This is a genomic window from Microbacterium xerophyticum, from assembly GCF_053543555.1.
This window is the reverse complement of sequence record NZ_JBLVOB010000009.1, coordinates 305,340-329,909: the sequence shown is the minus strand read 5'-3', so window position 1 is coordinate 329,909 and position 24,570 is coordinate 305,340. Positions and strand designations below refer to the sequence as shown.

Annotated in this window: 25 protein-coding genes; 17 read left to right on the top strand and 8 right to left on the bottom strand. The window is 69.4% G+C overall.

The annotated features are described in order from the left end of the window. The first annotated feature begins 56 nt into the window (after window positions 1-56). On the top strand, window positions 57-1,004 hold the full coding sequence (locus ACNPNP_RS19490; protein ID WP_448967685.1) for a hypothetical protein: 948 nt from the start codon (window positions 57-59) through the stop codon (window positions 1,002-1,004). Between the two features lie 75 nt (window positions 1,005-1,079). After that, window positions 1,080-1,388 carry a hypothetical protein gene (locus tag ACNPNP_RS19485; RefSeq protein WP_448967684.1) on the top strand — a complete coding sequence of 103 codons (309 nt, stop codon included), beginning with the start codon at window positions 1,080-1,082 and terminating at the stop codon, window positions 1,386-1,388. Window positions 1,389-1,402: 14 nt separating this feature from the next. Here ACNPNP_RS19485 and ACNPNP_RS19480 read toward each other — a convergent pair whose 3' ends face one another. Both ACNPNP_RS19480 and ACNPNP_RS19475 read right to left on the bottom strand, forming a co-directional pair. Beyond that, window positions 1,403-1,969: a putative immunity protein gene (locus ACNPNP_RS19480; protein ID WP_448967683.1), complete on the bottom strand. Its 567-nt coding sequence runs from the start codon at window positions 1,967-1,969 to the stop codon at window positions 1,403-1,405. Further along, a complete protein-coding gene (locus tag ACNPNP_RS19475; protein ID WP_448967682.1) occupies window positions 1,932-2,372 on the bottom strand; it encodes a DUF6194 family protein in 441 nt (146 codons plus the stop codon). Before ACNPNP_RS19475 ends, ACNPNP_RS19480 begins: the two co-directional genes overlap by 38 nt. A gap of 61 nt (window positions 2,373-2,433) precedes the next feature. Here ACNPNP_RS19475 and ACNPNP_RS19470 point away from each other — a divergent pair, with 61 nt between their 5' ends. The 3 genes from ACNPNP_RS19470 (at window position 2,434) to ACNPNP_RS19460 (ending at window position 5,089) form a co-directional block, all read left to right on the top strand. Continuing rightward, entirely contained in the window at window positions 2,434-3,168 is a 735-nt protein-coding gene (locus ACNPNP_RS19470) for a MerR family transcriptional regulator (RefSeq protein WP_448967681.1), read from the top strand. Between the two features lie 107 nt (window positions 3,169-3,275). Then, entirely contained in the window at window positions 3,276-4,871 is a 1,596-nt protein-coding gene (locus tag ACNPNP_RS19465; RefSeq protein WP_448967807.1) for an acyl-CoA carboxylase subunit beta, read from the top strand. Further along, a complete protein-coding gene (locus ACNPNP_RS19460) occupies window positions 4,868-5,089 on the top strand; it encodes an acyl-CoA carboxylase subunit epsilon (protein WP_448967680.1) in 222 nt (73 codons plus the stop codon). The genes ACNPNP_RS19465 and ACNPNP_RS19460 overlap by 4 nt, the downstream gene beginning before the upstream one ends. A 219-nt stretch (window positions 5,090-5,308) precedes the next feature. On the opposite strand, the gene ACNPNP_RS19455 is transcribed toward ACNPNP_RS19460, so the two are convergent. Genes ACNPNP_RS19455 through ACNPNP_RS19440 form a run of 4 tightly spaced genes read right to left on the bottom strand, consistent with a single transcriptional unit; the run spans window position 5,309 to window position 9,455 of the window. Further along, the gene (locus ACNPNP_RS19455) at window positions 5,309-6,343 is read right to left on the bottom strand and encodes a hypothetical protein (RefSeq protein WP_448967679.1); all 1,035 of its coding nucleotides are present in this window, start codon (window positions 6,341-6,343) and stop codon (window positions 5,309-5,311) included. Next, entirely contained in the window at window positions 6,340-7,575 is a 1,236-nt protein-coding gene (locus ACNPNP_RS19450; RefSeq protein ID WP_448967678.1) for a sensor histidine kinase, read from the bottom strand. The genes ACNPNP_RS19455 and ACNPNP_RS19450 overlap by 4 nt, the downstream gene beginning before the upstream one ends. Continuing rightward, on the bottom strand, window positions 7,565-8,227 hold the full coding sequence (locus ACNPNP_RS19445) for a response regulator (protein ID WP_448967677.1): 663 nt from the start codon (window positions 8,225-8,227) through the stop codon (window positions 7,565-7,567). Before ACNPNP_RS19445 ends, ACNPNP_RS19450 begins: the two co-directional genes overlap by 11 nt. Before the next feature lie 28 nt (window positions 8,228-8,255). Then, a complete protein-coding gene (locus ACNPNP_RS19440; RefSeq protein WP_448967676.1) occupies window positions 8,256-9,455 on the bottom strand; it encodes a class I SAM-dependent RNA methyltransferase in 1,200 nt (399 codons plus the stop codon). Window positions 9,456-9,478: 23 nt separating this feature from the next. Here ACNPNP_RS19440 and ACNPNP_RS19435 point away from each other — a divergent pair, with 23 nt between their 5' ends. Both ACNPNP_RS19435 and ACNPNP_RS19430 read left to right on the top strand, forming a co-directional pair. Continuing rightward, entirely contained in the window at window positions 9,479-10,120 is a 642-nt protein-coding gene (locus tag ACNPNP_RS19435; protein ID WP_448967806.1) for a Maf family protein, read from the top strand. A gap of 78 nt (window positions 10,121-10,198) precedes the next feature. After that, the gene (locus ACNPNP_RS19430) at window positions 10,199-11,965 is read left to right on the top strand and encodes an acetyl/propionyl/methylcrotonyl-CoA carboxylase subunit alpha (RefSeq protein ID WP_448967675.1); all 1,767 of its coding nucleotides are present in this window, start codon (window positions 10,199-10,201) and stop codon (window positions 11,963-11,965) included. Between the two features lie 16 nt (window positions 11,966-11,981). Here the strand turns inward: ACNPNP_RS19430 and ACNPNP_RS19425 are convergent, their stop codons facing one another. Beyond that, complete coding sequence (locus ACNPNP_RS19425; protein ID WP_448967674.1) at window positions 11,982-13,430, bottom strand: NAD(P)H-quinone dehydrogenase; 1,449 nt, start codon at window positions 13,428-13,430, stop codon at window positions 11,982-11,984. Between the two features lie 49 nt (window positions 13,431-13,479). Between ACNPNP_RS19425 and ACNPNP_RS19420 the strand changes: the two genes are divergently transcribed. Genes ACNPNP_RS19420 through ACNPNP_RS19405 form a run of 4 tightly spaced genes read left to right on the top strand, consistent with a single transcriptional unit; the run spans window position 13,480 to window position 17,011 of the window. Beyond that, window positions 13,480-14,313, top strand: coding sequence for a purine-nucleoside phosphorylase (locus ACNPNP_RS19420; RefSeq protein WP_448967673.1), 834 nt, complete (start codon window positions 13,480-13,482; stop codon window positions 14,311-14,313). Next, window positions 14,310-15,986, top strand: coding sequence for a phospho-sugar mutase (locus ACNPNP_RS19415; RefSeq protein WP_448967672.1), 1,677 nt, complete (start codon window positions 14,310-14,312; stop codon window positions 15,984-15,986). The genes ACNPNP_RS19420 and ACNPNP_RS19415 overlap by 4 nt, the downstream gene beginning before the upstream one ends. Before the next feature lie 13 nt (window positions 15,987-15,999). Beyond that, window positions 16,000-16,725: a TSUP family transporter gene (locus ACNPNP_RS19410; RefSeq protein ID WP_448967671.1), complete on the top strand. Its 726-nt coding sequence runs from the start codon at window positions 16,000-16,002 to the stop codon at window positions 16,723-16,725. 19 nt (window positions 16,726-16,744) lie between these two features. Next, the gene (locus ACNPNP_RS19405; protein ID WP_448967670.1) at window positions 16,745-17,011 is read left to right on the top strand and encodes an HPr family phosphocarrier protein; all 267 of its coding nucleotides are present in this window, start codon (window positions 16,745-16,747) and stop codon (window positions 17,009-17,011) included. Window positions 17,012-17,016: 5 nt separating this feature from the next. Here the strand turns inward: ACNPNP_RS19405 and ACNPNP_RS19400 are convergent, their stop codons facing one another. Beyond that, the gene (locus tag ACNPNP_RS19400) at window positions 17,017-18,939 is read right to left on the bottom strand and encodes a BglG family transcription antiterminator (RefSeq protein ID WP_448967669.1); all 1,923 of its coding nucleotides are present in this window, start codon (window positions 18,937-18,939) and stop codon (window positions 17,017-17,019) included. Window positions 18,940-19,065: 126 nt separating this feature from the next. On the opposite strand from ACNPNP_RS19400, the gene ACNPNP_RS19395 reads away from it, so the two are divergent. The 6 genes from ACNPNP_RS19395 to ACNPNP_RS19370 are packed head-to-tail and all read left to right on the top strand — an operon-like array spanning window position 19,066 to window position 24,553. Further along, entirely contained in the window at window positions 19,066-19,395 is a 330-nt protein-coding gene (locus ACNPNP_RS19395) for a PTS sugar transporter subunit IIB (RefSeq protein ID WP_448967668.1), read from the top strand. Beyond that, window positions 19,392-19,676, top strand: coding sequence for an HPr family phosphocarrier protein (locus tag ACNPNP_RS19390; protein WP_448967667.1), 285 nt, complete (start codon window positions 19,392-19,394; stop codon window positions 19,674-19,676). The genes ACNPNP_RS19395 and ACNPNP_RS19390 overlap by 4 nt, the downstream gene beginning before the upstream one ends. Next, complete coding sequence (ptsP, locus tag ACNPNP_RS19385) at window positions 19,673-21,358, top strand: phosphoenolpyruvate--protein phosphotransferase (protein ID WP_448967666.1); 1,686 nt, start codon at window positions 19,673-19,675, stop codon at window positions 21,356-21,358. Before ACNPNP_RS19390 ends, ptsP begins: the two co-directional genes overlap by 4 nt. Then, window positions 21,355-22,980, top strand: a complete 1,626-nt coding sequence (locus ACNPNP_RS19380) for a PTS mannitol transporter subunit IIBC (RefSeq protein WP_448967665.1) — start codon at window positions 21,355-21,357, stop codon at window positions 22,978-22,980. The genes ptsP and ACNPNP_RS19380 overlap by 4 nt, the downstream gene beginning before the upstream one ends. Further along, entirely contained in the window at window positions 22,977-23,411 is a 435-nt protein-coding gene (locus tag ACNPNP_RS19375; protein ID WP_448967664.1) for a PTS mannitol transporter subunit IIA, read from the top strand. The genes ACNPNP_RS19380 and ACNPNP_RS19375 overlap by 4 nt, the downstream gene beginning before the upstream one ends. Next, the gene (locus ACNPNP_RS19370; RefSeq protein ID WP_448967663.1) at window positions 23,408-24,553 is read left to right on the top strand and encodes a mannitol-1-phosphate 5-dehydrogenase; all 1,146 of its coding nucleotides are present in this window, start codon (window positions 23,408-23,410) and stop codon (window positions 24,551-24,553) included. The genes ACNPNP_RS19375 and ACNPNP_RS19370 overlap by 4 nt, the downstream gene beginning before the upstream one ends. Window positions 24,554-24,570 lie beyond the last annotated feature (17 nt).

Here is a 24,570-nt window from a genome sequence, read left to right as displayed (position 1 = left end):
CTGATGCAGGGTGCGGCTCTCTGCGTTCTCCCTGCCTGCGTATCTAGGATCGTGCTGTGGCTGAGAAGGTGCATAAGATCCATTCCCTCCCCGACGACTCCGCCTGGGACACGGGGATCCCTCCTGTGGGCTCGGCCGAGCACCCGACTGCCGTACGCGGCCTCGACCGGGTGCTCGCGATCCAGCGCCCGCTCGTGCTGGCGCACATCCGCAGCATCCGCCTGCGCAACCCGCAGGCCACACCCGACCAGCTCGTGCGCATCCTCGAACGTCGCTATCTCGCCGCGGTGACCACCGGTGGCGCTGCCGTCGGCGCGACCGCGGTCGTCCCGGGGATCGGCACCGGGATCACCCTGGCGCTGTCCGGCGTGGAGACCATCGGGTTCGTCGAGTCGACCGCGCTGTTCGCCCAGTCTCTCGCCGAGGTCCACGGCATCGCGATCGAGAATCCCGATCGGGCGCGGGCGCTGGTGATGACGCTGATGCTCGGCAAGGAAGGTGTCGACCTGGTAGGCCAGCTCGCCAAGCAGGTCACCGGCCGCGGGGCGAGTCGTTCGTCCTACTGGGGCGAACTCGTGACCAAGTCGCTCCCGCGCGCAGCGGTGGGACCGGTCGTCGATCGGCTCAAGACGATGTTCGTCAAGCACTTCGCGGCGGCAGGCGGCGCGTCGTTCCTCGGCAAGGCGCTGCCGTTCGGCGTCGGGGCCGCCGTCGGCGGTGCGGGCAACCATCTGCTCGGCAGGCGCGTGCTCACGACGTCGCGCCGTGCGTTCGGTGTTGCTCCGGCCGTGCTTCCTGCTGAGCTCGAACCGGTCACAGGCGCCGAGAAGATCGAGACCAGGGTGCTGCGAGGCGCCCGCTACGCCGGGTCCGCCGTCGCCGGTGCTGCAGGCACTGTCGCGCGCGGGGCTGGGTGGGTGGGACACCGGGTCGGGGAACTCACTCACCTGAAGCGCAAGGAACTCGACGCAGGCGACTCGCACTCCACAGATTCCGGTTCCTGACGCTTCTCCCCCGTTCTTCTGGTCCGCCCTCCCGGGGCGCCTCGCACGTCGGATGCCGCTCCTACCGTGACGGTCATGTTGAGACCCGTCGATCCGAACGAGCTGCCCCCTCCGCCTGCATACCGCGTGCCGTGGCGGGTGATACGTGCAGACGCGTCGCATCCCGTCGTCATCAACGACGGGCGCGATGCAGCCGACTTCGTGCGGGTGTTCCGCGACAGCGGTGACGCGCCCGAGCGCACGCAGCTGTGGGGCCAAGTGCTGCCGTCCGAGGAGATCGAGCTGTGCCTGTGCGCATCCGGCACCGACGACGACGCCGTGGTCACGGTCGCCTGGTTCCGTCCCGCGGACGGGCTCGAGTACGTCTGGCGGTTCGTGGTGTGACGCTCACCGACCGGTCACTCGAGTTGCGCCTGAATGGTTCGGATGGTCGTGCCGAGGACGCCGGACGACAGCAGCCCGGCGCCGAGCGGTCCGGCGGTGTCCTCGCCGAGACGAGGAAGTCGCCGCAACGCGATCCTCGCGCGCTCGGACAGGCTCGCGAGCTGCCAGCGGATCTCGTCACCGATCGCATCCTGCCCTGCCCCCGCCGCGCCCGCCGCCTTCGCGGCGTAGGCTGCGGCGCCGAGCGCATGAGCCCCCATGTGGGCCACCCCCGATGCCTGCGCGGCGGCACGGGCGGCGGCCACCGCCGCTTCTCCGGTGACGGCGTGCGCGGCACGGCCCGCCACGAAACGCCGGCGGATCTCTTCAGCGGCGCTGAGCTCGCCACGGGCGAAGGCACGTGTGCGGGCGATCGCATCCCTCGGACGGGCATCGTCGGGCGCCTCCACCTCGAACAATGCCAGCACATGCTCCGCGCAGTCCGCCGCCCACAGGGCGACTGTTCGTCGGTCCGATTCCGACAGCGACTGCGGTGAGAGCCGGTCAGCCGGCACGACGGTCAGCTCTGATGTGCGCGGCACGATGCGCGTCGTGCAGGAGTTCCACGACCGCATCCGCGGTGAGCGGCCCCGGATTCACCACCGACACCCATCCGGCTGCGCCATAGAGCGGATGCGGGAAGAACACGTCGGCATCCGCGGGCGTCGCGTCGCGCACGACCAGCGTCGACGCGCGATCGCGTCCCACGTTGATGTTGACGCGGAACCGCCGTGGCGCGTCGAGATGCGAGCCGCCGTCGTCGGGATAGTCCTTCGTGACCACTGTCGCGGAGGGCTGCGTGCGCTCTGGCATGACGCCGTCCGGTGCGTAGTAGAAGAACGCGTCGCCCCACGACAGCTCGGGCATCGCGCCTCCGGGGTCCGGCGTCACGACGAGTGCACCGTCGAAGCGTCGAACGGTCTCCACAATCTGCTTCATCTGCATATCTCAATCCTGAGGTTCAAGCGCTTATGTGGACCTGGCAGCGATATGCAAGGGTTGTCGGGTGCAGAACCCTCAAGGCACGATCCTCACCACCGTCGAGGTGGCGCGCGATGTCGGTTACTCGACGCAGCAAGTGCGCGACCTCGAGCGCATGGGCGTCATCCCTCCGGCCGCTCGAGGATCGAACGGCTACCGCCGCTACCACCACGCCCACATCATCGCCCTGCACGCGTACCGCGCCCTGGCATCAGCCATCGGACCGGTGCAGGCCCGCCGGCTGATGCCGATGCTGCTGAGCTGCCCGATCGACGAGGCCGCCGAACACGTGGACGAGCTCCACGCCGGCATCGCCCGGGATCGCGCACGCGTGCGGGAGGCGCTGCGCGGTCTGGACGCGGTCGTGGCGGACGGCGCCGGCGTGTTCGAGGAACGCGACGCCATGACGATCGGCGAGCTGGCCGAGGCGCTCGGCGTCCGCAGCTCGGCGTTGCGGCACTGGGAGTCCGAAGGCCTCATCGAGCCGGATCGTGCAGACCGTTCACGGGCGCGGACGTATCGTGCACGCGCGATCACCGAGGCGAGGGTCGTGGCGGCTCTCCGCGCCGGCGGGTACCCGCTTCCGCCGATCGCTCGCGTGCTGGAGCAGCTGCGCACGCACGGGCTGACATCTGATGCCCGGGGTCTGCTTCACCGACGCCTCTCCGACCTGACCCGTCGCAGCCTCGCCCTGTTGGACGGGTCCGGGCATCTTCACCGCCTTCTCGTGTCGCTGTCGCCCGAACGACGATCGGCCTGATCCTCGCCGACGCGCCACTGATCGCGTCGCGACCGGCGGGTCTTGCCAAAGGATCTGCCGACCCGTTGTGGCGAGCATCCAACGTCCGCCCGCCCGCCGCCGCTAGTGTGGAATCCGTGACGGACACCCCTGACCTCTCCACGACCGCCGGCAAGATCGCCGACCTCCGCGCGCGCTACAGCGAAGCAGTGGTCGACGCCGAGAAGACGGCGAAGGAGAAGCAGCACGCCAAGGGCAAGATGACCGCCCGCGAGCGCATCGAACTGCTCGTCGATCCGGGCAGCTTCGTCGAGTTCGACGAGTACGTGCGCCACCGCACCACGGCGTTCGGCATGGACCGCAACCGCCCGTACGGCGACTCCGTCGTCACCGGCATCGGCACCATCCATGGCCGCACGGTCGCGGTCTACTCCCAGGACTTCACCACGTTCGGCGGCTCGCTCGGCGAGGTGTCGGGCGACAAGATCATCAAGATCATGGAGTACGCCCTGCAGGGCGGCATCCCCGTCATCGGCATCCTCGACTCCGGTGGCGCCCGCATCCAGGAGGGTGTGCTCGCCCTCAGCAAGTACGGCGAGATCTTCCGCCTGAACACCCGCTCGTCCGGCGTCATCCCGCAGATCTCGATCATCATGGGCCCGGCCGCCGGCGGCGCCGTGTACGGCCCTGCCCTCACCGACTTCGTCATCATGGTCGACAAGACCAGCCAGATGTTCGTCACCGGACCCGACGTCATCAAGACCGTCACCGGCGAGGACGTGGGCATGGAGGAGCTCGGCGGTGCGCTCACGCACAACACACGCTCCGGCGTCGCGCACTACCTCGCGGAGGACGAGGACGATGCGATCGACTACGCCCGCACCCTGCTCGGCTTCCTGCCGGACAACAACATGGCCGAGATCCCCGGGTACGAGAGCGACTTCGAGTGGGAGACCACGGATGCCGATCGCACGCTGAACACGATCATCCCCGACTCCGCCAACCAGCCCTACGACATCCACACAGTCATCGACCACGTCATCGACGACGACTTCCTCGAGGTGCAGCCGCTGTTCGCCCCGAACATCGTCATCGGCTTCGGCCGCGTAGAAGGACGCTCGGTCGGCATCATCGCCAACCAGCCGTCGCAGATGGCGGGAACGCTGAACATCGAAGCCGGCGAGAAGGCCAGTCGCTTCGTGCGCTTCTGCGACGCGTTCTCGATCCCGATCGTCACCCTCGTCGACGTGCCAGGATACCTGCCCGGCACCGACCAGGAGTGGACGGGTGTGATCCGTCGTGGCGCGAAGCTCATCTACGCCTACGCCGAGGCCACCGTGCCGCTGGTCACGGTCATCCTGCGCAAGGCCTACGGCGGCGCGTACATCGTGATGGGGTCCAAGCAGCTCGGCGCCGACGTCAATCTCGCATGGCCCACCGCTGAGATCGCCGTCATGGGTGGCCAGGGCGCCGTGAACATCCTGTACCGCGGCGAGATCAAGAGGGCCGAGGAGGCCGGCGAAGACGTCTCCGCCGTGCGTACCCGCCTCGCCAACGAGTACACCTACAGCGTCACGTCTCCTTTCCTCGCGGCAGAGCGCGGTGAGATCGACGGCATCATCGAACCGGCGAACACGCGCGTCTCGATCGCGAAGGCGCTGCGCTCGCTGCGCGGCAAGCGCAGCGAGCTCCCGCCGAAGAAGCACGGGAACATCCCGCTGTGACCGCGCCGGAACAGCCATCGGCCGACGTGCGGATCGTCCGCGGCACCGCCGACGAGGAAGAGCTCGCCGCCCTCGTCGCGGTGGTCAGCGATGCGTACAGCACGGAGCTGGCGGATGCTGTCGCCGCGGAGCCGCGCATATCGGCATGGCGGCGCACGCAGCGTCCACTGCGCACGCCACTGCGTCGCGACATCCCCTGGGGACGCTTCTCGGGCTAGGTGTCACGGGTCGCGTGAGCGGGCCGGATCCGTGTCCCCCAAAATACCTACAGACAACCTTCGCGCGTCACAGCAGAATTAGATCAACGCTTCGCGTTCGGTCGGTCTCTTTGCCCCAGGGTAGGCAGACGGTGATCGACCATCTGCGGTCAGTTTTCGGGTAACTGCATCGCACCTGGCGAGGGGCGGGCGGCTTCGCCGCCCCTCGCCCATCTCAACTCATTCGCCGCCACTGGCGCGCGCGGCATCCGTCGCCGGTTCTCGCGGGATCTCGTGCCACAACCCGACAGAATCCTCGTCGGAGGAGTCGCCGGAACCCGATCGGCCCACCACGGTCACCGCGGTCTGCGGGTCACGCGCGGCACGGATGATCACGCGACCGGCCTTGGCGCTGCGGAGCACGCGGGCGAGCTCGTCACGGATCTCCGTACGGCGATCCTCGTCGAGCTCGTCGAGGCCGCCTTCGTCGAACACGGTGACCGCGGCTCCGCGCAACCGCGCCTGCTGGATCGCATCGCGCACCGCATCGTTCAGAAGACTCGCGCCCCGCAGCTCGTCGCGCAGGCGCCCCTCGGCGAGCCGCGCCTCCAGTCGTTCCTCGTCCGTCAGCATGCCGCGCGCGGCGACCGTCCTGGTCAGGACCGGCCCCGCGACCGCTAGTGCGTACTTCACGCGGACGCGGCGCTCGCGCTGGCGCACGAGCTGAGTCGCGTGCCATGCCGAGACCGCCTGCTGGATGTCGGCCAGATGCTCGGTGTCGTGCACGGCACGATCCCAGAACAGCACCAGCAGCTGCGCCACCACCGTCCACATGATCGATCCGACGAGTCCCAGCTCCAGCGCGACGAAAGGACCGATGCACACGGCGGACGAGACCGTGAGCGCGGCGATCACCAACCAGCCCGCGATCGATCGACGCCGGACGATGCACACCACAGCGAGCAGGCCGAGCGCGCCGATGTACCAGGTCGCGAACGGGGCGGTCCGGTGCAGATGACTCAGCGATTCGCTGGCCATCACCGGGATCACCGCGGCGACGATGACGGCGACCGCACCCCACCACCGAGGCAGCTGGGGTCCTGACGGCGCCTCGAGCAGCACCGTCGTCACCACGACGACGAGATACAGCAGGATCGCCGCGACCATCAGCAGCGGGGCGGTCGGCTGCACCGTCCACCACACGGCGCGCGCCGCGAAGTACACGGCGAACCCGATCGCGAGCGATGTGGCGACGCTGCGGACGGAGCGGTTCATTCGCGCCTCCATCCCAGCACCACAGTGGTGCCATCGCCGTCGGAATCGATCGTGGCCGTGCCGGCGACACCGGCCATCCGGGCGACGATCGACGCGCGGATGCCGAGCCTGTCCTCGCCGATGGCGTCCATGTCGAATCCGCCCCCTGTGTCCATGACCGTGACCGTGAGGCCGTCGTCGCCGTAGCCCTCCACGACGAGATGCAGTCCGCGTCCGTGCGCGTGCGTGACCGCGTTCCCTATCGCCTGACGGGCGGCGAGGACCAGGGCGCGCGCGACACGGCCGGGGATGAGACCCGATCCCCCGCGCTCCTCGACGATCGCGTCCGCACCGAGTTCGGAGAGCGCACGCCGCAGCTCGATCACGATCTGCGCGGTGCCGACCGGCTCGTCGCTGCCCTCCTGCGCCACGGCCGCCTCGGTGTTCGCAAGCCGCGTCAGCGCCTCGCGCGCCATCGCCACGGCCAGATCGCGCGCGCGCTCGGTGTCGGCGCGTTCGGCGGCGATCAGCGCCGCGAGCACGCTGTCGTGCATGAGCGCCGCCATCGCGACGCGCTCCTCCTCGGCGGCCGCCGCTGCCGCGGCACCCGCATAGGACGCCACTGCACGCCCTCGGGCGTCGTCGACCCCCGCGGCGACCGACCGGAACATCCACCCCAGAGACAGGATGACGACTCCCAGGATCAGAGTGAACGAGACATCGAACGCGGTCTGCGTCCAGAACGAGCCGGTGAACTCCCCCTCGACGAGACGCACGTACCCGTAGACGACCGGAACGCACACGGCCCAGACCATCTGGATCCGCACCGGGAAGGCGAGCATGGCCGCCGCGACGCCGACGTTGACGAGGAAGAAGATCCAGGGCTGGTTGACGGAGCGATGATCGCTCGCGCCCACGGTGAGAGGCCAGCTGGCGAGCGCGACGAGATAGACGACGGCGAACGATCCCGAAGCCAGACGCACCCCGCGACCGATCACGCACGCGACGAGCATCGCGATCAGCGGAACGTAGACGATCACGAGCAGTGTGACGTGGATGGCGGAGGTCCCTGAGGCCATGGCGCCGATCGCCGCGAACATCGCCTGCGTCCCCAGCACGGCCGAGCCGATCGCCACGACCGTGGCGAGGATGCGCTCCATCCGCTTGCCGGTGAAGCGCTCGAAGGCCGTCTCCGCGGCGCCCAGCGATGGGATCCGGCTCCAGGCGTCCTTGAGGACGGTGTCAGCCGGCATTGGAGGCCCCGTCGGCCGCCACGATTCCGTCCTCCATCGCGCGGCGGAGCAGGTCGACCTTGGTCGGCGCGGGCCGACCGACCTCGACGTACTTCACGCGCACGCGGGTGATGTTCTCCTTGGCTGTCGAATAGGCGACTCCGAGGCGCTCCGCGACGACCTTCAGAGGGAGTCCGGCGGCGTACAGGCGGAGGACCTCGCGCTCGCGCACCGACAGCTGCGCGTCTGCGAACTCGCGATCGCCCTCCACCGCACTGGCCCATTCGACGTTGTTGAGCGCGTCGCCGCGTGCGACGGTGCGGATCGCGTCGAGCACGTCGTCCAGCGCGGAGGACTTGCTCACCACGCCTGCGGCACCCGCGGCGAGCGCCTCGCGCACGGCGGCCGGCCGGTCGGCGACGCTGTGGATCACGACGCTGGCACCGTCGGAGACCAGAGCCCTCACGTTCTCGGTGACCGTCGTGCCGTCGCCGAGAGTCAGATCGAGCACCACGACGTCGGCAGGGGCGGAGACCGTGGAGGCACGCCATGCCAGATAAGACCCGACGGTGCTGCCGGAGAAGACGACCGTCTGCTCGCCGTCGCGCTCGCACGCGAGCTCGAGCCCGAGGCGGACGGACTCGTGATCATCGATGAGGGCGACCCTGCTCATGGCTCCACCCTATCGATCTGCTGAGAGCTCACCGGCTGAGCAGCGCGATGACCTCGAAATGGTGCGAGTTCGGGAACAGGTCGTACCCCTGCAGCGACTCCACATTCCAGCCGAGACCGCGGAACGTGCCGAGGTCGCGGGCCAGAGCCACCGGATCGCACGCGACGTAGACGACCGCATCGGGGCTCAGCGCATGCACGCCCTCGACGACAGCGCGTCCGGCGCCGGCGCGCGGCGGGTCGAGCACGACGGCTCCGGTCCTGGTGTCGGACGGGAGGCCCTCCAGATAGCGATCGACCCGGGAGGTGACGGCGGCGACGTCGAACGGGTCGAGGTTGTGCTTCGCGTGCTCGGTGGCACGACTGCTCGATTCCACCGTCACGAGGTCGGTGGCTCCGAGCTCCGCCAGTGAGGCGGCGAACAGACCGACCCCACCGTACAGGTCGAGGTGGGTCTTGGCCGGGTCGACGCGTCCTTCGAGGACGGAGCGCACGGCGGTGTCGAGCGTGTCGGCCGCGCGGGCGTGCACCTGCCAGAAGCCGTCCACATCCACTCGGAACGTGCGCTCCCCCACCTGCTCCCTGATGACCTCGGACGGCTGGCGCCTGCCCCTCTCCGGGCGACGGATGACATGCACCTTGCCGTCCGAATCCTGGACCAGATCGATGCGACCGGGCTTCGCGTTCTTCAGCGAGAGCGCCTCGGCCGCGACGCGGCGTCTGGCGAGCGGGTGCGACTGCACCGGGATCACGCGATGGCTTCGCGCGGCGAACGGGCCGACCACACCGTCCGCGTCCACGTGCAGCGAGACGCGCGTGCGCCAGCCGGTGCCGTCGCCGTCGTCGATCGCCGCGATCTCCGGGGCTTCCAGGCCGGATCCCGCGAACTTGTCGAGCGCCTCGGTGAGCACCTGACGCTTGAGGGTGCGCTGATGCGCGAGGTCGATGTGGCCGAGATCCGCGCCGCCCGCGCGATCGGCGGGATCGCGTGAGATGTCGGCTTCCTTCCACACGTGCGGCCGACGATGAGGCGACTCCTCGAGCACCTCGAGCGTCTCCGCCCGCCAGAACGACGACTTCGCGCCGTCGGTCACGCGGGCGCGCACGCGCTCACCGGGAACGGCGTCCGAGACGAACACCACGCGACCTTCGTGACGGGCGATGAAGGTGCCACCGTGCGCGATACCGGTGATGTCGAGGTCGAGCGTCTGGCCCGCTGAAGAAGTCATCCCTCCAGGATACGGTGATGGACATGCGCGTATGCCTGGCCTCCACCTCTCCCGCCCGCCTCATGCTGCTGCGTCAGGTCGGTATCGAACCGCTCACGCTCGCCCCGCAGACGGATGAGGAGGCCGTGGCCGCCGAGGCGGCGGCCGAGCGGGGTGCGCCGCTGCCGTCGGCGGAGCTCGTACTGCTGCTCGCACGCGCCAAAGCGGCAGACGTCGCGCATCGGATCGCGGTGGAGCAACCGGACTTCGACGGACTCGTGATCGGCGGCGATTCGATGTTCGAACTCGACGGTCGCGTGTACGGCAAGCCCTACACTGCGCAGGAGGCGACGCGCCGCTGGCACGAGATGCGCGGTGCGACCGGAGTGCTCCACTCGGGGCATTCGGTGTTCCGCGTCTCCCCCGGCGCCGTTGCGCGTGAGGCCACCGCGATCGCGGAGGCATCCGTCACCTTCGCCGACGACATATCCGACGAGGAGATCGCGGCCTACGTCGCGACCGGTGAACCGCTGCACGTGGCGGGTGCCTTCACCATCGACAGCCTCGGCGGTGCGTTCATCACGCGCGTCGACGGCGACCCGTCCACGGTCGTCGGCATGTCCCTGTCGACCATCCGCCGACTGGCCGGTGAGCTCGGCGTGACCTGGACGGATCTGTGGTCGTAGGGATCCCGCCACGTTCTTGCGTGTTTCTTGTGGAGAGTCGTCAAAAGTATCGACGTCGATCTCGCTAGGCTGACATTCATGCCTGATATCGCCAAGGTCCTCATCGCGAACCGCGGCGAGATCGCCGTACGCATCATCCGCGCCGCCCGTGACTCGGGAATCGGCTCCGTCGCCGTCTACGCCGACCAGGATCGGGATGCTCTGCACACCCGCCTCGCGGACGAGGCGTACTCCCTCGACGGCGACACCAGCGCCACCACCTACCTCCAGATCGACAAGATCCTCTCCGTCGCGCGCCGCGCCGGCGCCGACGCCGTCCACCCCGGCTACGGCTTCCTGGCCGAGAACGCCGAATTCGCCCGCGCCGTGATCGGTGCGGGCATGATCTGGATCGGACCGTCGCCCGAGGCGATCGAAGCGCTCGGAGACAAGGTCACCGCGCGCCACGTCGCCGAGAAGGTCGGCGCCCCCCTCGCCCCCGGCACGCCGGGCCCGGTCGAGAGCGCGGACGAGGTCGTCGCCTTCGCGAAGGAGCACGGCCTGCCGATCGCCATCAAGGCCGCCTACGGCGGCGGTGGACGAGGCCTCAAGGTCGCGCGTGAGCTCGACGAGGTCGCCGAGCTCTTCGAATCGGCGACCCGTGAAGCGGTGGCCGCGTTCGGACGCGGCGAGTGCTTCGTGGAGAAGTACCTCGATAAGCCCCGCCACGTCGAGACGCAGTGCCTGGCGGATGCCGAGGGCAACGTCGTCGTCATCTCCACCCGCGACTGCTCGCTGCAGCGCCGCCACCAGAAGCTCGTCGAAGAGGCACCGGCGCCGTTCCTCACCGCGGAGCAGAACCGCCAGCTGTACGAGTCCTCCAAGGCGATCCTGCGCGAGGTCGGCTACGTCGGCGCCGGCACGTGCGAGTTCCTCATCGGTGCCGACGGCACCGTCTCCTTCCTCGAGGTGAACACGCGACTGCAGGTCGAGCACCCGGTCTCCGAGGAGGTCACCGGGATCGATCTGGTGCGCGAACAGTTCCGCATCGCCGCCGGCGGGACCATCGACTACGACGACCCGACGCCGAACGGTCACTCGTTCGAATTCCGCATCAACGGTGAAGACCCCGGTCGCGGCTTCCTCCCGCAGCCCGGTCCGATCCACGTGTTCAAGACCTTCGGCGGGCCGGGCATCCGCCTGGATTCCGGTGTCACGGCCGGCGATGCCGTCTCCGGCGCCTTCGACTCGCTGCTGGCGAAGATCATCGTCACGGGCCGGGACCGCGCCGAGGCGCTCGAGCGCGCCCGCCGTGCTCTCGACGAGTTCGAGGTCGCAGGCCTGCCGACCGTGCTCCCGTTCCACCGCAAGGTCGTGCGCGATGCCGCCTTCACCGCGGAGAACGGCACGTTCGGCATCTTCACGCGCTGGATCGAGACCGAGTTCGACAATGACATCCCGGCATGGGACGGCGAGCTGGATGCTCCGGCACCCGCCGAGAGCCGCCACACGGTGGTCGTCGAGGTCGCAGGCAAGCGCCTCGAGGTCAGCCTGCCCGATCGCGTGGCCGTCGCCTCAGGCGTCTCCGGCCGTCCGGCCGCCGTACCGCCGTCCAGGCGCAGCCACGCCACGTCGGTGTCGGCAGGCGCTTCGGGAGACGCCGTGAAGTCGCCCATGCAGGCCACTGTGGTCAAGATCGCCGTCGAGGAGGGCCAGCACGTCGTCAAGGGCGACCTGGTCGTCGTGCTCGAGGCGATGAAGATGGAGCAGCCCCTGCAGGCCCACAAGGACGGCGTGATCGGCGGCATCAACGCGACCGCCGGTGCGACCGTCTCTTCAGGACATCAGCTGCTGCTGATCTCCTAGCCGGGCGGAGCCGGCGTCAGCTGATGTTCACCAGGTGCATCGCGCGGCTGGCATCCGTGATGCTCGACGACAGCGACGGGTACGCCGCGAACACACGCGAGACCTGGTCGACCGTGAGGCGGCGTTCGACGGCGACGGCGATCGGGTAGATCAGCTCCGACGCCTTCGGCGCCACGATCACGCCGCCGATGACGGTGCCGGACCCCTTGCGGGCGATGATCTTCACGAAGCCGTCCTTGATGCCCATCATCTTCGCGCGCGGGTTCGCCGCGAGTGGCAGCTTGTAGACGAGTCCGTCGGCGACGCCGTCCTCGACGTCCTTCTCGCCCCAGCCGACCGTGGCGATCTCGGGAGCCGTGAAGATGTTCGAGGTGACCTTGATCTTCTCGAGCGGGATGACGATGTCGCCGAGCGCGTGGAACACCGCGGTGCGACCCTGCATGGACGCGACGGATGCGAGCGGCATGAAGTTCGTGCAGTCGCCGACGGCGTAGACGTTGGGCACCGACGCCCTGGCGACGCGGTTCACGCGCACGTGGCCGGACTCGGTGAGCTCGACACCAGCCTCCTCGAGACCGATGCCAGCGGTGTTCGGAACCGAGCCGACCGCCATCAGGCAGTGGCTGCCCTCGACGGTGCGCCCGTCGGAGAGCGTCACGAGCACGCCGTTCTCCGTGCGCTCGACCTTGTCGGCTCGCGACTTGGACAGCACGGTCATGCCGCCGCGCTTGAAGACCTTCTCCAGCACGCGGGCCGCGTCCTGGTCCTCGCCCGGCAGCACCTGGTCGCGACTGGAGATGAGCGTCACCTTGGCGCCGAGGTTCATGTAAGCCGAAGCGAACTCGGCGCCGGTGACGCCGGAGCCGACGACGATGAGGTGCTCGGGCAGCGCCTTCATGTCGTACAGCTGCGTCCAGGTGAGGATGCGCGTGCCGTCGGGCTTCGCGCTGTCGAGCTCTCGCGGCGATGCACCGACCGACACGATGATCGTGTCGGCCTCCACGCGATCGAAATCTGTTCCACCGGGGCCGGTGGCCACCACGATCGCGTTCGGGCCCTCGAGTCGTCCGTGACCGGACAGGATGCGCACCCCCGCCTCGAGCAGGGTCTCGCGCATGTCCTCCGACTGCTGCCCTGCCAGGGCGAGCAGCCGCTTGTTGACCGCGGCGAGGTTGATCGCGATCTCGGGCTTGAGCGGCTTGCCGCTCGCACCCTTCGCGTAGAACTGCACACCGAGGTCGCTGGCCTCCGAGATCGCGACCGCGGCATCGGCCGTCGCGATCAGGCTCTTCGAGGGCACGACGTCGGTGAGCACGGCCGAGCCTCCCACGCCGACGCGTTCGACGAGCGTCACCTCAGCGCCGAGCTGGGCTGCGGCGAGCGCCGCTTCGTAACCGCCGGGACCGCCGCCGAGGACGGCGACCCGCTGAGTGCGCTCGAAAGGAGTGGAAGACATGACCCCCATTCTTCCGCAATCCTGAGTGCGTTGCCGTCACCACTCTTAGAGTGGATCCATGACCGACATTCACGACAACCCTCTCGACGACCCGAACGCCGATCCGTTCCAGGTCGCAGCCCTCGCCGCCGCGGACATCGCGCGGCTCAGCGGCGTCGAGAAGCACGACATCGCCCTCACGCTCGGAAGCGGATGGGGCAAGGCCGCCGACCTGCTCGGGGAGACCATCGCGACGATCCCGGCCACCGAGGTCACCGGCTTCTCCAAGCCGGCTCTCGAGGGCCACGTCGGTACGCTGCGCAGCATCCGCACGCCCGGAGGCAGGCACGTGCTCGTCATCGGCGCGCGCACCCACTACTACGAGGACCACGGCGTCCGCCGTGTCGTGCACAGCGTCCGCACCGCGGCCGCCACGGGTGCGGCGATCATGGTGCTGACCAACGGCGCCGGCGGAATCCGCGAGACGTGGAGACCCGGCCAGCCAGTGCTCATCAGCGACCACATCAACCTCACAGCGGACTCTCCGCTGGAGGGAGCGAACTTCGTCGACCTGACCGACCTCTACTCGGCGCGGCTGCGCGAGATCGCACGCACGATCGACCCGTCGCTGGACGAGGGCGTGTACACGCAGTTCCGCGGACCCCACTACGAGACCCCCGCCGAAGTGCAGATGGCGAAGACCATCGGTGGCCACATCGTGGGCATGTCGACCGCGCTGGAGGCGATCGCCGCCCGCGAGGCGGGCATGGAGGTGCTGGGCTTCTCGTTGATCACGAACCTCGCCGCAGGCATCCAGAAGACACCGCTCAGCCACACCGAGGTCATCGAGGCCGGTCGTGAGGCCGAGCCCGTGATCTCGGCGCTGCTGGCCAGAGTGGTGGAGGCGCTGTGAGCGAGCAGGCCGAGGGTCGACTGGCACAGGCGCGCGCGTGGCTGCGGCAGGATCCGGATCCCGCGACCCGCGACGAACTGGCCGGCATCGTCACCAGGGCGGCATCCGGTGACGCCGCGGCGATCGCCGACCTGGACGACCGCTTCGGCGCCCGCCTCGCCTTCGGCACCGCCGGACTGCGCGGCGCGCTCGGCGCGGGAAGCAACCGGATGAACCGGGTGCTGATCGCCCAGGCCGCCGCCGGCTTCGCCGAATACCTGCGTGAGCACGTGCCCGGCACCCCGACCGTCGTGGTCGGATACGACGGTCGCCGCAACTCCCGGCAGTTCGCCCTCGATTCGGCCGAGCTGTTCGCGGGCGCCGGCCTTCGCACGATCCTCCTGCCGCGCCTGCTGCCGACGCCGGTGCTCGCGTTCGCCGTGCGTCATCTCGACGCGGATGCCGGCGTGATGGTCACCGCGAGCCACAATCCGCCGGATGACAACGGCTACAAGGTCTATCTCGGTGGTGCGAACGCCGGGTCGCAGATCGTGGCCCCCGCGGACGCCGAGATCGCCGCGCACATCCAGCGCGTCGCCGACCGCGCTGACGTGACGGCTCTGCCGCGTTCGGCGTCGTACGAGACGGCCGCGGAGGATGTCGTGTCCGCCTACATCCGCGAGACGGCTGCTGTCGCTCCTGCTCCGGAATCCGCGAAGGGCCTCAACTGGGTCTACACCGCGATGCACGGCGTGGGCTGGGAGACCTTCTCGCGCATTCTCCGCACCGCCGGCTACCCCCAGCCGAAGACGGTCGGCGAACAACTGCACCCCGATCCGACCTTCCGCACCGTGTCGTTCCCGAACCCGGAGGAGCCCGGTGCGATGGATCTCTCCTTCGCGACGGCCGGGCGCACGCGCGCCGACTTCATCATCGCCAACGACCCGGACGCGGATCGCCTGGCCGTCCCGATCCCCGATGAATCGGCGGACGGCGGATGGCGCCGGCTGAGCGGCAACGAGGTGGGCCTGCTGCTGGGCGCTCGCGCGGCACGTGCGGCGGAGGGCACGCCCGGCGCATCACTCGCGTGCTCGCTGGTCTCGTCGCCCGGCCTCGGGGCGATCGCCGCGCATCACGGGCTCGACTTCCACGAGACCCTCACCGGCTTCAAGTGGATCTCGCGCGCCCCGGGCATGGTGTTCGGATTCGAGGAGGCGCTCGGGTACCTGGTCAATCCGGAGACCGTGCGCGACAAGGACGGGATCTCCGCGGCGATCGCCGTGCTCGGTCTCGCCGCAGAGGCTCGCGAGCGCGGAGAGACCCTTGCGACCCTCGTCGCGCAGCTCGGCGAGACGTACGGCCACTTCGCCAGTGGCCAGGTGTCGATCCGCGTCGACGATCTGTCGATCATCGACGGGATCATGCTCGCGCTGCGCACGCTGCCGCCGAGCCGTATCGGGAGCACGGCGATCGATTCCGCCGAGGATCTCCTGCAGGCGGCGGAGGGGCAGCCGTCGGGAGACGTGCTGCGGTACCGCCTCGCCGACGGCTCGCGGGTGATCGTGCGGCCGAGCGGCACCGAGCCGAAGCTCAAGGTGTACATCGACGCACGGGCCGACTCGGCGGAGGACTCCAGACGCGCCGTCGCCGATCTCGAGGCCGGCGTGCGCGCACTGCTGGAGGAGCGCTCCTGATCAACGTCGTGCGATGACTCTCGCCCTTCTGTGCGTCGCGGCCGTCGTCGCGGCGGTGATCCAGCGTGTCACCGGTCTGGCGTTCATCCTCGTGCTGATCGGCCCTGCCGTGGTGGTGTACGGGCCGATCCAGGGTGTGACCGTCGCCGTGCTGCTCGCGATCATCGCCTCGGCGATCGCGCTTCCCTCAGCCTGGAATCAGTTGGACTGGCGACGCATCCTGTGGCTGCTCGGCGCCGGACTCGTGGCCGCACCGTTCGGCGCGCTGCTGACTCGGCTCCTGCCGGAGCCGGCTCTGCTGCTCATGATCGCGGGCATGGCGGCGCTGGCGCTGCTCGCGCACCGGCTGGGCGGCGTCGTCGCCGCCTCTCTGCGCGGCAGACGGGGTGCGCTGCTCGCCGGCGGGGTGGCCGGCTTCATGCATGCCTCCAGCGGTCTCTCCGGCCCCGCCCTCGCCGCGTTCGCGGTCGGGGACCGCTGGGATCAGCGGCGCTTCGCCGCCAGCGCCCAGGTGATCCTCCTCGGATACGGGCTCGTCTCGGTGCTTCTGAGAGGAATGCCCTCGATTCCGGTGACCGACCTGGCCGTTATCGGGGTCTGCACGGCGGCGGGAATCATCGGCGGTGCGCTTCTGACACGGGTCATCCCGCTCGCGCTCGCCAGATGGGCGATGCTGTCGTGCGCCTGGGCAGGAACGGTCGTCGTGTTCATCCGTGGGCTCCTCGCCCTCGCGGCGTGAGCCCGGCTAGCATCGCTGTATGCCCACCCGACACGTGATCATCAGCGCGCACAACGGTGTGCACGCCCGACCAGTCGCCGAGCTCGTGCGCTTGGCGCATTCCCACCGGGATCCGATCACTCTTCGGACGAAGGGCGGTGCGGAGGTCGATCTCAGCAGCGTGCTCGCCGTGATGGATCTCGCGCTGGCGCAGGGTGATGAGGTCACGCTGTCCACGTCGGAGTCATCGGCGGCGGCGGGAGTGCTGGATGCCATGACCGAAGTGCTCGTGCGCCACGACCGCTGAATCGATCACCCGTCGATCACGGCGACCAGCTCATCCAGGAACGCCTCGAACGTCGTGCCACGGCGCACGATGCGCTGCACGCTCTCACGTTCACTGAAGACCTCGACCAGCTGTTCGAACACCGTCTGGAACGCGGTGCGGTCGCTCTCGCTGAACGCCGCGAGTGCCACCACCTGCACGCGTCCCTCACCCCACGACACGGATCCGTCGGCGACTCCGATCGCGATCGCCGTGCGCTGCGCCGTCATCTGCAGGGCGTGCGGCACCGCCAGGGCATCGGTGAAGGCGGTCGACGACATCCGCTCCCTGACGATCGTGTTCTCGACGTAGTCACCGCCGATGAGTCCGGCGTCCACGAGCAGACCGCCGAGTCGACGGATGACGGCTTCCTCGCCCTCGTCCGGCAACGGCCGCACGAACGCATCGGCGACGAAGTAACGCGACAGCTCCGCGCGCAGCCGGTTCAGCCGTCGCGCACGGCGCATGCGTGCGGCTGCCTGCGACACGCGCTCCACATCGGCGTCGGTGAGGAACGGCTGGATGCGCACGTAGCGGTCGCCGGTCGCACCTGGCTCGATCGTGCTCAGCACCAGGTCGGTGTCGATGGCATCCCAGTCCGGATCGACGCTCGTGACGACGCTGGTCACCTCGACCGACGAGCCGAGTGAGCGATCGACGCTCGAGCGCAGCAGCTCGTGCAGTTCGTAGTAGCCGGGGCAGACGATCGTCGCGGTGAGGATGGATTCGGCCTTGCGGCTGCGCTCCAGGCGCCCGCCGATGTGCATCGCGATGTAGGCGATCTCGTCGTCGTGGATCGGTGCGCCCAGCCGGTCGTGCAGACCGCTGGCGATCGACACGGCGACCTCGAAGATCATCGGGTAGGAGGACTTCAGCGACCGTGTGAGCGGATTGCGCGTCCACGCCTGCTCCTCGGCGCGCCGCAGGAGATTCTGCACGTGCAGCGCGAGTCGCAGGATGAACGCCTCATCGACGAGGTCGACCTGATAGTCCGCCGCAGCCTGGACGATCTCGGCGCGCACAGCCGCCTCGACGAGCTGATCCACACCGCTGCGCGCCGCATCGTGCCCGATGCTCTGACCCGGCGCGATCGCCCTCGTCAGCACGAGGGTCGCGAGGTGCGCACTGTCGCCCTCTCCGAGCGCCACGCCGAAGTGCTCCTCGGCGAGCTGCGTGATCACGCCGCCCAGCTTCGGGATCTCCTCCGAGGCACCCGCCTGCGGGGTGTCGAGCGCACGCCCCGCCGAGACGCGATCGGCGGCGATCGCGATGTGCAGCAGCACGTCGGAGATCGCGAGCTCGTTGACGTAGTAGCCGAGCGCACCCAGCTCGCGCACCAGCGCGGTCTTGAACGGCGCCACGGCATGCGCGGCGACCGCGCTGCCGGTGAGCGCGCGGCGGATGCTCTCGGGATGGAAAGATCCGGCATCCATCTCGTCGTGCGCGAGCCGGCTCAGCAGCCGGCGCTGCGCGATCTCGGTCCCCTGCAGGCGGACGATCTCACGATCGCGTCCGAGCCGGAGATCGGTGCCGTCGAGCAGGCCGCGTACACGGGCGAGATCGGATTCCAGGGTGGCCTCGCTGACGTGCAGCCGATCGGCCGTGGCGTACACATCGATGCCGTCGGACTCGTCGAGCAGCATCCGCACGACGGTGTGCAGGCGATCGCGCGGTGCGGACTCCCCCGTCGCCCGCGCGCGCAGGGTCGCATGCGCGCCCGCACCGGCGCGGTATCCGGCAGGTCCGGACTCGACCGCGTCGCCGCCTGCTGCGCGGGCGTTGAGGGCGGCCACGTAGGAGCGGATGCTGCGCGGCGTCACACCGAACAGATCGGCGAGGCTCGCCGCCGTCGCCCACTCGTCCTGCCGGAGAAGGGTCTGCAGGAGCTGATCCTGACGCTGGCGCGACATGCTCCCATGATGCCAGCACCATCGCACAGCCGGGGCGCGGCGGAAGGTTCCGCAGGGGCGGAAAGGAACCTGGTGGCGCCGCTCACAGCCTCTTCCCAGAATGGAGGACAGGAAGAGGTGGCATCGATGAGGATCCTGGTGGTCTGCGGCGCTGGTGCGTCCAGCACATTCGTCGCACAGCGACTGCGGCGCGCGGCATCCGCCGCCGGGCTCGACTGGGACACCTCCGCCGGCACCGAGCAGACGATCTCCACCGCGTTCGCGGATCTCGTGCTCGTCGGTCCGCACCTCGCCGACCGGCTGGACGCCATCCGCTCCGCGTCGTCCGCGCCGGTGGCCGTACTGCCCGACGACGTCTTCGCCGACCACGACGGCATCCGCACGCTCGCCGCCGCCCGTGCATCGCTCCCCTCCTCGACGAACGAACCACCGTCCACCGCGAAAGGAACATCATGACCGAGATCTCACGCACCGTCCGCATCGGCTCCTCCCACGGGTTGCACGCGCGCCCGGCGAAGCTGTTCGCGCAGGCTGCCAAGGACTCCGGCATCTCCGTGACGATCGCCAAGGACTCCGGCAAGCCGGCCAACGCGGCGAGCATCCTCGGAGTCATCGCCCTGGCGGTCGAGTACGGCGACTACGTGACACTCACGGCCGACGGCGAAGGCGCAGAGGGTGTGCTCGACTCGCTCACCGAGCTGCTGACGACCGATCACGACCAGGAGGCGGCCGGATGACCGAGCTGCGCGGCGTCGGCGTGGGCCGCGGTATCGCCCAGGGGCCCGTCGTACGCATGGCGGAGCCGCTGCCCGCCCCCGAGAACACGCCGAGCACGGTCGGCACGGATGCCGAGCGCACCCGTGCCAGGGAAGCCGTCGCCGCGGTCGCGACCGAGCTGCAGCAGCGTGCGGACACCGCGGGCGGCGCGGCGCAGGAGGTGCTCGAGGCGCAGGCGATGATCGCCGAGGATCCGACCCTGCAGGATGAGGTGGATTCCCGCATCGATGACGGCGGCACGGCCGAGTGGGCCGTGCACGACGCCTTCGCGGGGTTCCGAGCCACTCTGGAGGCCGTCGGCGGCTATCTCGGCGAGCGCGCTGCGGATCTGGATGACATCGCACAGCGCGTGCTCGCCCACCTGCGCGGCGTGGATGCGCCCGGCGTGCCCGATCCGGGGCATCCGTTCGTGCTCGTCGCTCGCGATCTCGCCCCCGCCGACACGGCGCTGCTCAACCTCGAGCAGGTGCTCGCGCTGGTCACGACGGACGGTGGCCCCACCTCTCACACGGCGATCCTCGCGAGGGAGAAGGGCATCGTCGCGATCGTCGGTGCGACGGAGGCCGCGGCGCTGACCACGGGGACGACAGTGATCGTCGATGCCGCGGCAGGCACCGTCACGACCGACCCCACGACCGAACAGCTCGAACGCGCATCGCAGCGAGCAGCGGCGCTGGACGCCGCAGGGAGCGCCCCCCTCACGGCGGGCGCCCTCGCCGACGGCACCGCCGTCGCGCTGCTCGCGAACCTCGGCAAGCCGGCGGATGCGGCGGATGCCGTGGCGCGAGGAGCGGAGGGCGTCGGGCTGTTCCGCACCGAGTTCCTGTTCCTCTCCTCTGCCCAGGCCCCGACAGTGGCGGACCAGCGGAAGTCGTACCGCGAACTGCTCTCGGCGTTCCCCGGCAAGAAGGTCGTCGTGCGGATGCTGGATGCCGGTGCCGACAAGCCGCTGGCGTTCCTCAACGACGCGCATGAGGAGAATCCCGCACTGGGCCTGCGGGGCCTGCGGTCGCTGCGCGCCAGCGAGGACATCCTGCGCGAGCAGCTCACCGCCCTCGCCGAGGCCGACGCCGAGACGGACGCGGATCTGTGGGTCATGGCGCCCATGGTGGCCACCGTCGAGGAGACGAAGTACTTCACGGCGCTCGCCCGCGAGTACGGGGTGAAGACCGCGGGCGTCATGGTGGAGATCCCGGCCGCCGCGCTGCTGGCGGACCGGGTGCTCGCGCACACCGACTTCGCCTCCATCGGCACGAACGACCTCACCCAGTACACGATGGCCGCCGACCGCATGCTCGGCTCGGTCGCCGGCTTCCAGGATCCGTGGCACCCCGCAGTGCTGCGGCTGGTCGGAGAGGTGGGCGCGGCAGGCGCCCGCCTCGGCAAACCGGTCGGCGTCTGCGGCGAGGCCGCAGCGGACCCGCTGCTGGCGGCGGTGCTGGTCGGCCTCGGCGCCACCAGCCTGTCGATGGCATCGGCGGCCCTCGCCGATGTACGACTCGCGCTCTCCGAGCGCACCCTCGACGAGGCGAAGCACCTCGCCGAGGTGGCACTGGCGGCAGATGATGCCGCGAGCGCCCGCAATGCCGTGGCTGAAGCCGCCGCGGCCCTCCCTTCACACCAGAAAGAGACGACATCATGACGACGACGTCAACAGCGGCCCCGAAGCAGAACGGGCTCAGGGTGGGCGTGCAGCGACTGGGCACGTTCCTCTCGGGCATGATCATGCCGAACATCGCAGCCTTCATCGCCTGGGGCTTCATCACGATGCTGTTCATCCCCGCCGGGTTCTTCGGCGCCGACAGCCCGTTCGGATGGCACTGGGCTCCTGTCGCCGAGATCATCGGTGGAGGCGGCGACTCCGCGCTCATCAACTGGCCGGGGGCGATGACCGCGCTGACCGAGGGTGAGAACGGCACCTTCCAGGGCTACGTCGGCCTGGTCGGTGCGATGGTGACCTATCTGCTGCCCCTGCTGATCGCGAACACCGCCGGCCGTCTGGTCTACGCCGAGCGCGGTGGCGTCGTCGCGACGATCGCGACCATGGGCGTCATCGTCGGCACCAACATCCCGATGTTCCTCGGCGCGATGATCATGGGCCCGCTCGCAGCATGGATCACCAAGCAGATGGACCGCCTCTGGGACGGCAAGATCCGCCCCGGCTTCGAGATGCTGGTGAATAACTTCTCCGCAGGCATCCTGGGAATGATCCTCGCGATCGCCGGCTTCTTCGCATTCGGTCCCGTGATGCTCGGCATCAGCACCGTGCTCGGCGCAGCCGTCGACTGGCTCGTCTCGTTGCAGCTGCTGCCACTGGTGTCGATCATCGTCGAGCCGGCGAAGGTGCTGTTCCTGAACAACGCCATCAACCACGGTGTGTTCACCCCGCTCGGCATCGAGCAGGCCAGCGAGACCGGCAAGTCGATCCTGTTCCTCATCGAGGCGAACCCCGGCCCCGGCCTCGGGCTCCTGCTCGCGTTCACCTTCTTCGGCGTCGGCGCCGCGAAGGCATCGGCACCCGGTGCCGCGATCATCCAGTTCTTCGGTGGAATCCACGAGATCTACTTCCCGTACGCACTCAGCAAGCCGACCACGATCCTCGCTCTGATCGCCGGAGGCGCAGCAGGCGTCACCACCAACATGCTCCTCGGCGGCGGACTGGGCTTCCCCGCCGCTCCCGGAAGCATCATCGCCGTGACCGCGGCAGCGATCGGCGGCGGCATCTGGAACCTGGTGGTCGTGTACCTGTCGGTCATCATCGCCGCTGTCGTGACGTTCCTGATCACCGCGGTCATCCTGCGGGCCTCACGCAAGCGTGATCTGGCCGCCGAGGGCGACACGTTCGGCGCGGCGATCGCGCAGACCGAGGCGAACAAGGGCAAGAAGTCCGAGCACCTGTCCAACCTCGCCGCCTCCGCGGCCGCGGGTGGTGCCGGTGCGGCGGCGACCACCGCCGTGGCCACGACGCCGATCCAGAACATCGTGTTCGCGTGCGACGCCGGCATGGGCTCGTCCGCGATGGGTGCGAGCGTGCTGCGCAACAAGCTGAAGAAGGCGGGCATCGAAGACGTGAAGGTCACCAACCAGGCCATCGCGAACCTCGACGGCACCGCCGATCTGGTGATCACCCAGCAGCAGTTGACCGATCGCGCGAAGGGCAAGTCCCCGAATTCACTGCACGTCTCGGTCGACAACTTCATGAATGCGCCGCAGTATGAAGAGGTCGTCGAGATGGTCAAGTCTCAGAAGGAGGAAGAAGCATGAGCGTGCTTTCCATCGGTCAGGTCCGCATCCACCCCGGCTCCGCCACCCAGGAGGAAGCGCTGCAGGAGGCGACCGACATCCTGGTCGCCGCCGGCGCCGTCACCCCTGCCTACGTCGACGCCATGCGTCAGCGCGAGGAGACGGTGTCGACGTTCATGGGCAACGGACTCGCGATCCCGCACGGCACGAACGAGACGAAGGACGCCATCCTCGACTCCGGCCTCTCGGTCGTGCGGTACGACGGCGGAGTGGACTGGGCGGGAGAGAACGCCACGTTCGTGATCGGCATCGCGGGGCGCGGTGACGAGCACCTCGAGATCCTCTCCCAGATCGCGATCCTGTTCTCCGACGAGGACGACGTCGCGAAGCTCAACGCCGCTGCGACGCCCGACGAGCTGTACGCACTGCTTTCGGCGGTGAACGAAGGATGAAAGCCGTCCACTTCGGCGCCGGCAACATCGGGCGCGGCTTCGTGGGGATGCTGCTGCACGAGGGCGGCTATGAACTCGTCTTCTCCGACGTCGCCGGCGCCCTGGTGGACGCCATCAACGCCACGCAGTCATACACGGTCCACGAGGCTGGTCCGGGAGGCGTCGACCGGGTGGTCACCGGGTACCGCGCCCTGAACAGCGGCACGGACCCTGAAGCCGTCGCCGAAGAGGTCGCGACCGCCGACGTCGTCACGTGCGCCGTCGGTCCGACGGTGCTGCGCTTCATCGCGCCCGCGATCGTCGCCGGCCTCGGCCGTCGCTCCCCCGAACTCCCTCCGCTGACGATCATGGCGTGCGAGAACGCGATCGGCGCCACCGATCAGCTGCGCGCCGAGATCGAGAAGCTCGACGCGTCGGTGAGCGAGCGCGCCGTCTTCGCGAACACCGCCGTCGATCGCATCGTGCCGGCGCAGCCCGCAGGCGGCGGCGTGGACGTGACCGTGGAGCCGTACTTCGAGTGGGCGATCGAGTCGCGCCCGTTCGGCGGCGAACTGCCGAACATCCCCGGCGCGCACTTCGTCGATGATCTCGGCCCGTACATCGAGCGCAAGCTCTTCACCGTGAACACGGGTCATGCGGCGACCGCGTACTTCGGGGCGCAGGCCGGCCACGAGCGCATCTCGGACGCCCTCAGCGATCCGTCGATCGCCGCACGTGTGGGCGCGGCGCTGGAGGAGACCTCCGCGGTGCTCAGCGCCGTGCACGGGCTCGACCCGGCAGAGCTCGCCGAGTACCGCGCCACGATCCTCGAGCGCTTCCGCAACCCGGAACTGGTCGACACGGTTCAGCGCGTCGGGCGCCAGCCGCTGCGCAAGCTCTCCCGCAACGAGCGCTTCATAGGTCCTGCGGTCCAGGCGGCGGAACACGGGCTGTCGACGTCGGCACTCGTCGCCGCCGTCGGCGCCGCCATCGCCTTCGACGATGAGACGGACGAGCAGTCGGTGGAACTGCAGCGGATGCTGCGCACGGAGGACGCCGACGTGCTCACCGCCACCGTCACCGGGCTGGAGCCGGAGCATCCGCTCTTCGACGCCGTGCACGCGGTCTTCGCCGCGCGGCAGGAGGAGCTGCACACACTCTGACGACTTCCCGCACGACG

Excerpts from the sequence above, each read along its gene's own strand:
- ACNPNP_RS19485 (WP_448967684.1), top strand. The coding sequence starts at position 1,080 with ATGTTGAGACCCGTCGATCCGAACGAGCTGCCCCCTCCGCCTGCATAC.
- ACNPNP_RS19475 (WP_448967682.1), bottom strand. The coding sequence starts at position 2,372 with ATGCAGATGAAGCAGATTGTGGAGACCGTTCGACGCTTCGACGGTGCA.
- ACNPNP_RS19455 (WP_448967679.1), bottom strand. The coding sequence starts at position 6,343 with ATGAACCGCTCCGTCCGCAGCGTCGCCACATCGCTCGCGATCGGGTTC.
- ACNPNP_RS19450 (WP_448967678.1), bottom strand. The coding sequence starts at position 7,575 with ATGCCGGCTGACACCGTCCTCAAGGACGCCTGGAGCCGGATCCCATCG.
- ACNPNP_RS19445 (WP_448967677.1), bottom strand. The coding sequence starts at position 8,227 with ATGAGCAGGGTCGCCCTCATCGATGATCACGAGTCCGTCCGCCTCGGG.
- ACNPNP_RS19440 (WP_448967676.1), bottom strand. The coding sequence starts at position 9,455 with ATGACTTCTTCAGCGGGCCAGACGCTCGACCTCGACATCACCGGTATC.
- ACNPNP_RS19435 (WP_448967806.1), top strand. The coding sequence starts at position 9,479 with ATGCGCGTATGCCTGGCCTCCACCTCTCCCGCCCGCCTCATGCTGCTG.
- ACNPNP_RS19430 (WP_448967675.1), top strand. The coding sequence starts at position 10,199 with ATGCCTGATATCGCCAAGGTCCTCATCGCGAACCGCGGCGAGATCGCC.
- ACNPNP_RS19425 (WP_448967674.1), bottom strand. The coding sequence starts at position 13,430 with ATGGGGGTCATGTCTTCCACTCCTTTCGAGCGCACTCAGCGGGTCGCC.
- ACNPNP_RS19420 (WP_448967673.1), top strand. The coding sequence starts at position 13,480 with ATGACCGACATTCACGACAACCCTCTCGACGACCCGAACGCCGATCCG.
- ACNPNP_RS19410 (WP_448967671.1), top strand. The coding sequence starts at position 16,000 with ATGACTCTCGCCCTTCTGTGCGTCGCGGCCGTCGTCGCGGCGGTGATC.
- ACNPNP_RS19405 (WP_448967670.1), top strand. The coding sequence starts at position 16,745 with ATGCCCACCCGACACGTGATCATCAGCGCGCACAACGGTGTGCACGCC.
- ACNPNP_RS19400 (WP_448967669.1), bottom strand. The coding sequence starts at position 18,939 with ATGTCGCGCCAGCGTCAGGATCAGCTCCTGCAGACCCTTCTCCGGCAG.
- ACNPNP_RS19395 (WP_448967668.1), top strand. The coding sequence starts at position 19,066 with ATGAGGATCCTGGTGGTCTGCGGCGCTGGTGCGTCCAGCACATTCGTC.
- ACNPNP_RS19390 (WP_448967667.1), top strand. The coding sequence starts at position 19,392 with ATGACCGAGATCTCACGCACCGTCCGCATCGGCTCCTCCCACGGGTTG.
- ptsP (WP_448967666.1), top strand. The coding sequence starts at position 19,673 with ATGACCGAGCTGCGCGGCGTCGGCGTGGGCCGCGGTATCGCCCAGGGG.
- ACNPNP_RS19380 (WP_448967665.1), top strand. The coding sequence starts at position 21,355 with ATGACGACGACGTCAACAGCGGCCCCGAAGCAGAACGGGCTCAGGGTG.
- ACNPNP_RS19375 (WP_448967664.1), top strand. The coding sequence starts at position 22,977 with ATGAGCGTGCTTTCCATCGGTCAGGTCCGCATCCACCCCGGCTCCGCC.
- ACNPNP_RS19370 (WP_448967663.1), top strand. The coding sequence starts at position 23,408 with ATGAAAGCCGTCCACTTCGGCGCCGGCAACATCGGGCGCGGCTTCGTG.